We start from the raw sequence: 12,186 nt of genomic DNA, 5'->3' as shown, positions 1-12,186 counted from the left end.
AGGGACATCCAGGACGTTCTTCCGTCCACTCGGTGCGTGAGTGCGTGCGGTCCTGTGCCGCGGTGCGTGAGCGGGGTGCTGTGCCGCGGTGGGTGAGCGGGGTCCTGTGCCGCGCTGTGTGAGCGGAGTCCTGCGCCTTGGTGCGTGAGCGCGGTCGGCTTGTGTCGGCCAGCGGTACGCACCTAGTTTTGAGACAGGTTTTACGCGATTCATGCAACTGCGGCCCACGCCCTCACTGTCTGACAGGAAGTTGGGCCTTCAGGGCCGAAGAGCGAGAGAGCGGGGCAAGGCGTGGGACGGCGTAAGGGCGGCATAGGGATCGCACTCGTCACTGGTGCGATGCTGGTGGGCGTGAGCGCCTGCGGCGGGGGCGGCAGTGACAAGGCGAGCGGGGACGACGCGAAGGCGCCGGGCAAGCCGAGTGCGAGCGCCTCCCCGTCGCCGACGAAGCCCGCGGGCCCGCCGATGCTGCTGGACACGATCACCCCGCAGACGGGCAGCACGGTCGGCGTGGCCATGCCGATCTCGGTGGTCTTCACGAACCCGGTCGCGGTCAAGGCACGGGCCACGGTCGAGAAGCACATGAAGGTGAGCGCCTCGCACCCGGTGGCCGGCGCCTGGCACTGGTTCGGCGACAAGCGCGCCGACTGGCGACCGAAGACGTACTGGCCCTCCGGCACGAAGGTCAAGATCGACGCTGACATGAAGGGCATCAGCAACGGCAACGGACGCTACGGCGTGCGCGCCTACACGCACACCTTCACGATCGGCGACGACGTACGCGCGGACGTCTCGGTGACCGGCCACACCATGAAGGTGACCCGGAACGGCAAGGCGATGCGCACCCTGTCGATCAACGCGGGCAGCGCTCAGTATCCGACGTGGAACGGCACGATGGCCGTCATCGACAAGCAGGAGAAGGTCCACATGACCTCCTGCAGCGTGGGCATCAGCTGCGACAAGGGCAGCCCCAACTACTACGACCTGACGCTGCCCTGGGACATCCACCTGACCCAGTCCGGCACGTACGTGCACTACTCGACCGGCGACCCCAATCCGGGCAGCGGCAGCGCCCGCGGCTCGCACGGCTGCGTCCACCTGTCGATGTCGGACGCCAAGTGGTTCTACCACCAGGTCAAGCAGGGCGACCCGGTCACCATCACCGGCTCGCCCCGCGCCAAGGCCCCGGCCGACAACGGCTACGCCGACTTCAATCTGGAATGGGGCCAATGGCTCGCGGGCAGCGCGTCCGGGGAGGGGACGACCGCGACACTGTGATGCGCCGCGGGGACATCACTGCGCGTTGTGGGGCTCGCCCGGCGCCCGTTGCTTACCGGGGACCGTTGCCCGTTGCTTACCGGGGACTGTTGCCCCACAGCGTCTTGTCGTCGACGTTGCGCTTGGTCACCAGCGGAGCGGGGAGCCGGTCCTCCAGGAGTCCGCTGGGAAGCCTGACGATGGTGCTGTGATGGTCCGTCGGGCCCGGTGCGAAGCTCTGGCCCGCTATGGCCTTTTTGATGTAGGTGATCGCGTACTTCGCGTAGAGGTCGACGGGCTGGGAGACGGTGGCGTCGATCTCGCCGCTGCGGATCGCGTCGAGTTCCTGCGGGATCCCGTCGTTGGAGACGATCGTGAGGTGCCGGGGGTCGCCGACCGGGAACAGGGCGTTGCGGCGGTTGAGCGTCGACAGTGCCGGTTCCAGATAGTCACCACCTGCCTGCAGATAGATGCCCTTGATATCGGGATCGACTCGGAACCGCGCCTCCAGTCCGGCTGCGGCCTTGGCGGGCTGCCAGTCAGCGGGGACGTCCAGCACCTTGATGCCGGGGTAGTTCTTGGCCATACAGGCACTGAAGGCTTCCGAGCGGTCCCGGCCGTTGACCGACGCCAGGTCTCCCTGGACCTGCACCACCTTGCCGGTCTTCACGGCACGGCCGAGGTAGTGGCACGCCTTCCGGCCGAAGGCGCGGTTGTCCGCGCGGACCACCATGGCGACCGTGCCGCTGTCCGGTGTGACGTCCACCGCGACGACCGGCACGCCCACGCGTTCGGCCGCGCTCAGTCCGGGCCTGATCGCCGCCGAATCCAGCGGTCCGACGACCAGACCCCGCACGTGCTTGGTGATCAGATTGTGGATGTCGGAGATCTGCTGCTGGATGTCGGAGTTGGAATTCACGCTGGGGAGCGTGTGGACGTTCTGTGCCTGGGCCTGGCGGGGGACGGCGGCCTCGTACGCCTGCCAGAACGGCGAGTTCATCGGCACGACCACACCGATAGGATCCACAGCGGTCGTGCGACCGCTCTCTGCCGTGCCGGCGCTCTCGCAGCCCGTAGCCGCGAGGCCACAGAGGAGAGCGAGCGTGACCGTCGCGGTGACCCAGCACCTCGTCCGGTGCGGTGCCGGCCCTCGGCCCAGTCGCTGCCCGCTCATCGTGACCACACCCTCGTGCCTGTGCGTGTCCGAGCACCCCCAGTATGTGGTGGTCGTTCCGCTACGGAACCACCTGGCTCCGTATCCTATACGCGGACAAATCCGGCGCATATGCGGCCGCGGCGGCGCTGCGCCCGGCTCCCCCGCCCAGTCCCAGTCCCCGTCCCCGTCGGCCATCGGCCATCGGCCATCGGCCATCGGCCGAACCGATCATGCGCTGCTCGCGTCTTGCGCTGCGGTGCTCCCCAGAGCCCGGCCTGTCGGTCGACCTCGGTCTTGGCCTTGGCCCTGGCCCTGGCCTTGGGGAAGCGGTGCAGCCCTTGCAAGCGCCGGGAGGCGTGGGGCGTGGTGACGACCGGCAGGGACGTGTCGAGGTGGCGCCGGACCATGCGGTCCCAGTGATCACCATGCAGATGCGACAGCACCACGGCGGCAAGATCGCTGGGGAGCTCATCGAAGGTGACGGCCGGGTGCGTGAGGCGGCGCCATGGCTGCGTCCCACAACTCGGGCAATTTCGCCAACGACCCGCAGCGGGCGGCGGAGGCAGGTCACAAGGGCGGCCAGGGAAGCGGCGGCTCGCGATAACGCGCCAGTGCCGAACTTGGAGGGGCCGGACAAGCAATGTGCTTGTCCGGCCCCTCCTCGCGCGAAGTGGGCCCTCACGCTTGGGAATTGCGGCTAATGGGAAACTTCGGCGGCTCAGGTCCTGACAAAACGACTCCTCCACAGGCGGCGAACGAGACGATCCTCACCGACTGGACCCGCCGTCCTCCGAGTTGCGGCGTGCCCGTCACTCAACGTGCGGCCAACGTGCGGCGAGAAACCTCAAACTTCGCCGCAAGGGGTCACCTTGGCGGCTGGCTCCGGGGTCCTGTGCCGCGTGAACGCCCACAGCGCGAGCCCGAGGCAGCTGAAGGCGGCGCCCAGTGCGCATACGGCGCCCCAACCGGCCACCGCGTAAAGGGAGGTCGCGGCGATCGCGCCGGTGGCGCTGCCGATCGAGTAGAAGACCATGTATCCGCCGATCAGCCTGCTGCCCGCGTCCGGGTGCAGCGCGTAGATCAGGGTCTGGTTGGTGACATGGACCGCCTGTACGGCGAGGTCGAGGAGGATCACCCCGACGACCAGGGCCCACAGCGAGCTGCGGGTGAAGGCCAACGGCAACCACGAGGCGGCGAGCAGTGCCAGGGCGAGGCCGGTGGTCCGCCGGGAGAGTCCGCGGTCGTTCAGCCGGCCCGCCACGGTCGCGGCCAGGGCGCCGGCGACACCGATCAGCCCCAGCGCCCCGATCGCGCTGTGGGGCAGGAAGTACGGGGCCTGGCTGAGCGGCAGCGCGACGCTGCTCCACAGGGTGCTGAAGGCGGCGAAGACCAGCAGTCCGAACAGGGCCCGGAGCCGCAGCAGTCGCTCCCGTGCGAACAGGGTGACCGTGGAGCGCAGGAGCTGTCCGTAGCGCAGGGTTGTCGGCGCGGCGTCACTGTGGCGCGGCAGCACTCGGTACAGGACCAGGGCGAGCAGAGCGGTGAGCGACGCCGAGGCGAGGTAGACCGAGCGCCAGCCCGAGAGATCGGCCAGGAGGCCGGATGCGGTGCGGGCGAGCAGGATTCCGATGACTACGCCGCTGGTGACCAGACCGACGACGCGTCCGCGCCCGGCGGGAGGGGCCAGTGATGCCGCGAAGGCCACCAGCGTCTGCGTGACGACCGCGAGAAGTCCCGTCGCGGCCATGCCCGCGAGCAGGATCGCCGCGGTGTGGGCGGCGGCCACCACGGTCAACGCCACTACCAGGAGCAGCAATTGGGCCACGATGAGGCGTCTGCGGTCGGTCACGTCGCCCAGCGGTACGAGGAAGAAGAGCCCCAGTCCGTATCCGACCTGCGTGAGGGTGACCACGCTGCCGACAAATGCCGGGCTCATGGCGAGGTCGTGGCCCATGGTCACCAGCAGCGGCTGGGAGAAGTAGACGTTGGCCACCGCGGCCCCGCAGGCGACGGCGAACAGGATGACGACGCCGCGGGAGAGCACGAACGCGGAATCTTCCCCACTTCGGGTCTCGCTTCGGATATCACCAGGGGTATCGCTACGGGCTTCACTTCGGGCCTCGTTTCGGCTCTCGCTTCGGGCCTCGTTTCGCGTCTTGCATCGGGTCTCGGTCCCTCGTGTCGCAGCCTCGCAGTTTCCGGGCATCAGCACTCCCCCATTCGGTTTCAACTTGCCACCAGCGGCGACGGTAACCTCATTGGTAGCATGTTGCAACCACATGAGAGTGAGGGACGCCATGGTGAACAGGACCCGCTTCAACGACAGCGAATGCCCGGTCGCCCGCTCGGTGGACGCGATCGGCGACTGGTGGTCCCTGCTGATCGTGCGGGACGCGTTCGACGGAAGCCGGCGCTTCGGGGAGTTCCAGCGCAACCTCGGCGTGGCGAAGAACATCCTCACCGCGCGTCTCCGCACCCTGGTCGCCGGCGGCGTCCTGGAATCCGTCCCCGCCTCGGACGGCAGCGCCTACCGCGAGTACGTCCTGACCGACAAGGGCAAGGCCCTCTTCCCCGTCATCGTGGCACTGCGACAGTGGGGCGAACAGAACTTCTTCGACCCCGGCGAACCACACTCACAGCTGGTCGACCGCCAACAGGGACAGCGCCTCCGCCCACTGGAAGTGCTCGCCGCGGACGGGCGACGACTCAACTCCGACGACACCACCGTTCACAAGATCTCCACCCAGTGACCCGAACGCCGGAGACCCGATGGCACCCTGCAACTGGCCAACGGAAACCGGCAACCTGCGACTGGCGACTATGTGAGGTCATCAGCCGATTCCGGTGATCATCGATGCCAACGACACGAGCAACGCACCCAGCGTCCCCACAGCAACGTAACGTCGCGCCTCGCCCCAGACACCCGGTCGGCGGACATACCGCGTCGTGGCGGCGGCGAAAGCCAGACCGCCGACGATGAACCACGGTCCCCATAGGCAGAGGTACCAGCGGGTCAGGCCGGTCAAGCCAGGCGCAACAGTACGGGCTCCCACCTCAACCAGCACTCCGTGGGCAACGAAGAGACAACCGTGCCAGGCAAGCAGCACTGCCGCGCCGCTGCCACAGAACACCAGGAGACGGCCGATCCGTCTGCCGCGCCGACGTGTCAGACCGATTCCGATCACGGCCCCGAAAACCTTCAGGAGGCCGGTCACCCACAAGACGGCCACGAACCACGCCACCCGATCATCAGCGAGCTTCACCAGGGACGGCGACACCGTCGTCCGCGCACCGAAGGTAACTCCCATCGCCCAGGCGAAACTGGGTACCGCAAACAGGAACCCCCATACCGCAGCAGCAAGCCCCGGCCACGCGCCCGGCCGAATGTGCGGTGCCCGGCGCAGGGTCGTGCGCGCTGACTCGTCGACAGAAGGCTTGATCACCATGGCGCCATCGTGGCCGGACCATGACGACCAGGTGTCATCCGCACGGATGATCAGCCTCCACCGCAGGAGCGACCTTCCGTCGTCCCTGTGACTGAGACGCACAAGCGGTGGTAGACGGTCTGCCAGGCACCGAACCGCTCGGCCATCTCCCTCCACCGGCGGCCGGTAGTGCGGAAGCGCCGTTCGATGAACTCCCCCTCCTCGTAGGCGTGTTGCGCACGCGTCACACCCCCCGTCTTACCGGACCGCTCACCCACCCCTCGGCGGCCACCCCGCAGTCACTCCACAGTCACCCCGCGCCCACCCAAAGTCCACCCCCGCCCACCCCACGCTTGAGCGCAACCGACGCCGGTCCCTAATCCTTCGGTGCCGCCCGTCATCCCTCCTGGCCTGCCCCGCTCCAGAATCTGGCGGGAAGAGGGGGTGCGACCGGGGGCGTCGGCACGTCGGTCGAACTGACCGCGCCCCGCAGGTCGACCGGAGGCCGCTCCAGCGACCTGCGCGCCGCGCAGGAAGAACCTGTCTGTCGGCCCGACCCGGCCCCCTCCCTCTCCTCGCCGACGGCAGTCGATGGCGCTGCGGCGATCACCACGGAAGGAGCCTTTCGCCGCGAAGGAACTGTTCCGCGGAAAGGGCTTTTTCACCGGACAGGCACCGGACATGCACCGGGCACGCAGAGGAGTGAGGGGCACTGAACCTTCGTGAGCAGGGCGCCCAGATCATGGCAGGGCTGCTTGAGCGCCGTTCCGGCGCTCGTGGCCTACTGATCACCGGCGAGAGCGGGGGCGGGCGGACGCGTCTGGCATCGGAGCTTGTCGACGCCGCGTCAGGGAGGATGGCGACCGTGTTCATAGGGGTGCGCCCGGGCCGCCGCATCCCCTGGTGGACCGTGCGGGAGCTGGTCGTTCGGCTTTCGGCGGCCACCGGCGGGAGACCGGCCGTGCGGCTGCCGCCCGCGGGGGAGGACTGCGTTGCGGAAACGTCCCGGCTGTTGCGTGAGCTGCTGCCCTCCGGTCCGCTCCTCTTGGTCATCGACGATGCGCACTGCTGCGACGAAGCCAGCTCGGAGGTGCTGGGAGAGTTCCTGGGTTGGCTGCTGTCGCCAGCGGCCGGGCCGGCTTCTCAGACCCTGGTGGTCTGTACGGCAGAGTCGGGGCAGCCGGCCGCCGGTGCTCCTTCGTCTTCTCAGCGCGGAAGCCGGGCACTTGGCGATCTGCTCGCCCGCATGCCCCGTCACCCACTCGTCCCGCGGGGTGTGGAAGACACCGGCCGACTTGCCCACGAGGTGCTCGGGTTGGCGCCCGATCCCCGGCTCGCCGCGGAGCTACAGCGAGTCACCGACGGCAACCCCGCGGCCGTCCTCGGAGTACTGGCGGACGCTCGGCAACGTGGTGCGCTGCGGGTGGTCGGCGAGTACGCGGCGCTCCTTCCCGATCGGAGGTTGTCGCTGCCCGGTGACCACTTTCTGGTGGACCGGGTCGACGAACTGCTCGGGCGGGTCGACGAACTGCCCGGGCGCGCCGGCGAGCTGGCCCGGCTCCTGGCGATGGCCGGCTCACGCTCACGGGCCAATCGCCTGACTCTCCATCAATTCGACTACGTACAGCAGGCGTTGTCGGAAGCCGGACACCGCTCAGCCGGGAATGGTGACACCGTCCGGTTGATGCCGCCCGCACTCCGCGACGCGCTGTGGGCCCGGGTGCCGCCGTGGCAGCGTGCTCGGTTCCAGTCGCGGATGCTGGCTGCACACCTCGCCGAGCGGGCCCATGCGCCCGGGTGTGACGGACTGAACCGGGACCTGCTGGAGCTGGCGCTCCGCGCCACCGAGCTGGGCCAGCCGCTGGACGGCGCCGCCGACCCGTTGGCCGACCCGTTCGCCGACCCGTCGGCTACGGCTCCCGGCCAGGTCGCGGGCGACCGTGTGACAGGCAGCCGTGTGACGGGCAGCCGTCTGACGGGCTCCGCGGCCACCCCGTCGTCACCGGCCTCCGCACACCGCGGCGCGCTGGCCGGTGAGCTCCTGGAACTCACCGACCGCCACCCATCGCGCGAGGCGATCCTCCTGGAAGCGGTCCGGTACTGGGCCGGGACCGGGCAGTGGGCCCGTATCGCGGCGCTCCCCGAGTACCGGCTCACCGATGCGGTGGTCCCGCACCGTGCCCGTGCCGTCCTGCTGACGGCCGGCGTCGGCTCCGCGCTGGCCGAACTGGAACGCGTCGGCGGCGCACCGGCGACCAGCGGAACCGCCCGGTTGATCCAGGCGGAACTGCTCGCGCTGACCGGGAATCCGCACAAGGCCACGGCCGTGCTCCGGGCGGTCGGCGTCACCGAGCCGAGGCCCTTCGATCCGGACCGGTCGCCGGACGGCGGGTTCCTCGCCGATGGCCGGGAGGCGTGCACGGCGTGGACCGGCGGCCACTGGGACGATCTGCTGGACATGGCCGCCGCGGACCGGCTCCTGGGCCGGTGCGCCTACGAGTTGTGCACCGGTGAGGAGGCGGCTGCGCTCGCCGCGCAGGTGCAGCTCGACCGTGGCCGGCCGCTGCAGGCACTGCGCCATCTGGAAGGCTGCCCGTCCCCCACGACGCAGCAGGCTCCGCGGATCCTGCTGAATTGGGCCCGCGCCGGAGTGGATCTGGTCCTCGGCCGGGTCGACGCCGCGGTCGCGCTGCTGGCCGAGACGGCTCGATGGCAACGGCGCACCGGTTGCGACCGGCACCTTCCGCTGGTGCTCAGTCGCTACCTCCAAGCGCTGTGCGCCGCCGGGCGGTTCTGGGAGGCGAGCCGGGTGCTCGCCGAGCTCGCCGCCCTGACAGCCTGTCCGGTCGAGGAGAACGACGGCGGCGGCAGCAGCACGGGCGGCGCGCTGCGTCGCACGCTGTGGCTCGGCGCCCGGATCGCGTTCGCCCGGGCCCGCGGCCACAAGCCCGGCGGCCCTCTGCTCCGCGACTACCTGCGGGCCGCCGAGGAATCGCACGCGCCGTTCGCGCTGGCGCAGGCACGGCTGATGGTGGGCGGGGAGACGGACGACCCGGAGTTGCTGGCCGGGGCCCGGCGCGGGTTCGGCGAACTGGGCGCCACGCTGTGGGAGCTGCGCGCGGAAGGCCTCCTCAAGAGGCTCGGCGCCCGGCCGGTGCCCGCCGTCACGGCTGAGCGTGCCGACCAGGTGGTGGCCGAGTTCGTCGCCTGTGGCCTGTCCAACGCGTCCGTCGGTGACCTGCTGCTACGGAACGAGGCGTATGTCAAACGGCGCGTGAGCCGGCTGCTGCTGGGCACGAACAGCCGCTCGCGCGCTCAACTGGCGGTCCGGTACGCCGAGCAGATCCCCGCGGCCCTGGCTCCGTCCGCCGTGCCCGGGGACGTCGCCGAGTGGCTGGCCTCGGGCGAGGAAGCCGTCACCGTGCTGACCGGAGCGCCGGGCAGTGGCCGCAGCAGGCTGCTGTCGCGGGCCCGCAGGCGGATCGCTGCGGATGCGACGGCCCTGTTCGTCCCGGGGCGCACGCCGCACCACGGCGGCCGGTTCCGGCTGGCTTCCCTGCTCCTCGACCAGTTGTCCGGGCGGAGTCGTCCGGCGCCGCACCACGGTGCTGGCCTCGCCGCCGCCGATGCGCTTCGTGACCGGACGTCGCCGGCAGACCGCTCCTGGGGCCGGCTCACGATGCTGGACTCGGTGCTCGGCGCCCTTGAGGACGCCTGCCGACGCGGACCGGTCGTTGTTCTGGTGGACGACGCCGATGCTTTGGACGCGGACAGTTCGGCGATGCTGCCGGTGTTCGCGGAGCGGGCCAGGAACGGGGAGTTCCGCCTGGTGGTCGTCGCCACCGGCCGACGCTGGGCCAGCCGCCTCCTCGGCCCCGCCAGGGTGCTCAGCCTCTCCCCCACGGCCGGGGAGGAAGCCGGCCGGAGTCCCGCGGCCTCCGTCGGCGGTGCCGTTGCCGAGGCGGCGACCGACGCGGCGGCAGCCGCCGTCCACGGCCTTACGGAAGGCCACCCGGGCGTGCTCGGAGCGCTCCATGATCTCGCGCCTCCGGGCCCCGGCGACCGCGGGCCCGGCCCGTACCGCCCGCAGGGCGATCGGGTCAAGGGCCCGCCGCAGCACGCGACGGACGCACCGCGTCACCCGCTGCCGGCGTGGACACCCCAACACACCGCCTGCGCACGGCTGTTCGCCGCCCTGCCCGGGCTGCGGATGCCGGCGGCGGAACGGGTGGCGAGGGAGTGGCAGCTGCCGTTGGACACTTTGCACGGGGTGGCCGAACGGCTGTATGCGGTGGGGTCGCTGACCGTCGACCCGGCCGGCGGGCTGCGGTGCGTGGAGCCGGTTCCGGAACAGTCGCCGGCGGCGTCCGTGGATGCGGCTGCCGTCGCCGCGGCACACCGGACGCTCGCCGGGGAACTGCTCGATGCCACGCTGCCGGTGGACGAGGAACGGCTCGCCGAGCATCTGGCCGGCGCTGGAGCGCCCTTCGGACACGACCGGCTCGCCGGGGCTGCGGCCCGCATCGTGGCGGCCGATCCCGGGCGGGCCGAACGCTGGTGCGCCGTACTGCTCGCCGCCCGCCCGGCGGACCGCTCGGTCCGGGGCAGCGCGTCGGTGACGTCCGCGCAGGCGCTGTACCGCCTCGGCCGGTGCCCCGACGCGGCGGCTGCTGCCCGCGATGCCCTGGCCCTGCTGCCGAAGGACGCACGGGAAGCCCGGCTGGCCGCCCGTACGGTGCTGATCGACGCGCTGATGCGGCTCGGCAAGCACGACGAGGTGATGCAACTGGCGCAGGCGGACGCCGGGGAGCGGGGCGGGGATGCCAGGCAGGGCGGCTCCCGGTCGTCCGGTCCCTCCGCACGCGTCGTCCAGGGTTTGCGCGAGGCACGGATCCTGCTGTTGCAGGAACGATTCGGGCAGGCCCTCGGCGTGCTCGGGGCGCGGCGCCCCGAGCACCGCGACCACCGGGCAGCGGTGCTGGCCGGGGTACGGCTGATTGCCGCGATCAGTGCCGATGCCACGGCGTTCGCCCTCCTGGAGCGCCGCACGCACCCAGCCGCGCCCGCCCTGCCGCGGCGACGACTGCACGCCGCCCGGGACGCTCTACGGTGGGGAGACATCCTCACCGCGGAGCGCGCACTCGATGCGGGCGGATCCGCGGCCCGGCGCCGGCCCCCGGCCGCCTTCGTGCGGTTGTCCGCCGCGGTGACGGGACTGCGCACCGGGGACTGGGCGAGCGTGCTGCGGGCCGCCGACGAGGACGCGGCGTCGGAGGACGGCCATCCCTATGTGAACGAGGTGCTGGCCGCACTCGGTGCGGAGGTACTCGTGCGATGGGGCCGGCTGGAGGAAGCCGGTGAGCGGCTCCGGAGCCTGCCGGGGGACAAGATGTTCGGGCATCTGGTCGCGTGGGTGCGCGGCGGGTGGCAGCTCGCTTCACAGGACCCCGTGGCGGCGGCCCGCACCCTGAGCGAGGCGGCGGACCGCTGCGCCCGGCTGGGCTATCTGCCGGGCCGTGATCTGCTGCTCAGCCGCTTGGTGGACGCGCAGTCGGCGAGCGGCAACCGCGCCGACGCGGAGCACTCGGTGGATCGTCTGGCGCGGGTGAGCCAGCGGATCGGCGCCTCGCGCGCCACCCTCTCCTGCCTGCTGCGCCGGAGCATGCTGCTGCGCGACGCTCGCGCGGCGCAGCAGGCACTGGACCTCGCCGAGCGGCAGCACGACCGCTTCTCGTTGGCCCGCGCACAGCTGTACGCCGCGCGGCTCGACGACCGCGACGACGGCCTCCTGCGCTCCGCGTACCAGTCCTTCGAGGACCTGGGCGCGGGAGAAGGGCCGGCTCGCACCGCACGGACGATGCGCGGCCCGGGGGTGGCGGCCCGGCCCGCCGACGCGCTGACGCCCCGGGACCGGGAGTTGGTCGCACTGATCGCCGTGGGCGCCACCAACGCCCAGGCGGCTACCGCGATGCACGTCACGGAGAAGGCCATCGAGGTCCGGTTGACCCGGCTGTACCACCGGACGGGAGTGCGGTCGCGGGTCGAGCTGGTGAGGAAATTCGCCGGGACCGGTGGCAAGCGACCGGCGTGATGTCCTCCTCCGTGCCGCGGTAGGCCCCTGGCGCCCCTCGCGCGTTGGGGCGCGTCGGCGGCGGGGAGACGTGCCGGGTCCCGGCGGAGTGCGCCCGTGTCCCTATCTTTCCGTGACCGTGTGGTCACTTCGTGGTGGCCGGATCGCGCCCCTCCCCCTCGTCCTCAACAGCCCGGCAAGGGGCGGGGACGATCATCGGCCCGGCCCTCGGATCTGCGTGAACTCCCTCGCAGAGGAGGTGAGCGTACTTTCCCCTA

The 12,186-nt window shown here is 71.1% G+C and carries 7 protein-coding genes and 2 pseudogenes; 5 read left to right on the top strand and 4 right to left on the bottom strand.

Features of this window, described 5'->3' with window-relative positions:
* Positions 1-339: 339 nt before the first annotated feature.
* Positions 340-1,278, top strand: coding sequence for an Ig-like domain-containing protein (locus ACFV1J_RS01900; RefSeq protein ID WP_385855427.1), 939 nt, complete (start codon positions 340-342; stop codon positions 1,276-1,278).
* Positions 1,279-1,354: 76 nt separating this feature from the next.
* Here the strand turns inward: ACFV1J_RS01900 and ACFV1J_RS01895 are convergent, their stop codons facing one another.
* Positions 1,355-2,431 (bottom strand): sugar ABC transporter substrate-binding protein, encoded by a 1,077-nt coding sequence (locus ACFV1J_RS01895; protein WP_385855224.1) that lies wholly within the window; start codon positions 2,429-2,431, stop codon positions 1,355-1,357.
* A gap of 296 nt (positions 2,432-2,727) precedes the next feature.
* Positions 2,728-2,916: pseudogene (locus tag ACFV1J_RS01890) on the bottom strand (MBL fold metallo-hydrolase); the annotation flags it as partial.
* Between the two features lie 2 nt (positions 2,917-2,918).
* Between ACFV1J_RS01890 and ACFV1J_RS01885 the strand changes: the two are divergent.
* Complete coding sequence (locus tag ACFV1J_RS01885) at positions 2,919-3,017, top strand: KGG domain-containing protein (RefSeq protein WP_385855223.1); 99 nt, start codon at positions 2,919-2,921, stop codon at positions 3,015-3,017.
* 240 nt (positions 3,018-3,257) lie between these two features.
* Here the strand turns inward: ACFV1J_RS01885 and ACFV1J_RS01880 are convergent, their stop codons facing one another.
* Complete coding sequence (locus tag ACFV1J_RS01880; protein WP_385855222.1) at positions 3,258-4,457, bottom strand: MFS transporter; 1,200 nt, start codon at positions 4,455-4,457, stop codon at positions 3,258-3,260.
* A 253-nt stretch (positions 4,458-4,710) separates the two neighbouring features.
* On the opposite strand from ACFV1J_RS01880, the gene ACFV1J_RS01875 reads away from it, so the two are divergent.
* Positions 4,711-5,163: a winged helix-turn-helix transcriptional regulator gene (locus ACFV1J_RS01875; RefSeq protein ID WP_385855221.1), complete on the top strand. Its 453-nt coding sequence runs from the start codon at positions 4,711-4,713 to the stop codon at positions 5,161-5,163.
* Between the two features lie 81 nt (positions 5,164-5,244).
* Here ACFV1J_RS01875 and ACFV1J_RS01870 read toward each other — a convergent pair whose 3' ends face one another.
* Positions 5,245-5,859 (bottom strand): DUF3995 domain-containing protein, encoded by a 615-nt coding sequence (locus ACFV1J_RS01870; RefSeq protein WP_385855220.1) that lies wholly within the window; start codon positions 5,857-5,859, stop codon positions 5,245-5,247.
* A gap of 721 nt (positions 5,860-6,580) precedes the next feature.
* On the opposite strand from ACFV1J_RS01870, the pseudogene ACFV1J_RS01865 reads away from it, so the two are divergent.
* A pseudogene (locus ACFV1J_RS01865) lies at positions 6,581-6,934 on the top strand (ATP-binding protein); the annotation flags it as partial.
* 150 nt (positions 6,935-7,084) lie between these two features.
* Positions 7,085-11,929 (top strand): AAA family ATPase, encoded by a 4,845-nt coding sequence (locus ACFV1J_RS01860; RefSeq protein ID WP_385855426.1) that lies wholly within the window; start codon positions 7,085-7,087, stop codon positions 11,927-11,929.
* Positions 11,930-12,186: the final 257 nt, after the last annotated feature.

The sequence above is a fragment of the Streptomyces sp. NPDC059649 genome (genome assembly GCF_042734445.1).
Lineage (GTDB): Bacteria > Actinomycetota > Actinomycetes > Streptomycetales > Streptomycetaceae > Streptomyces.
The sequence above is the reverse complement of the archived record's forward strand: the minus strand, read 5'-3'. Positions and strand labels throughout refer to the sequence as shown.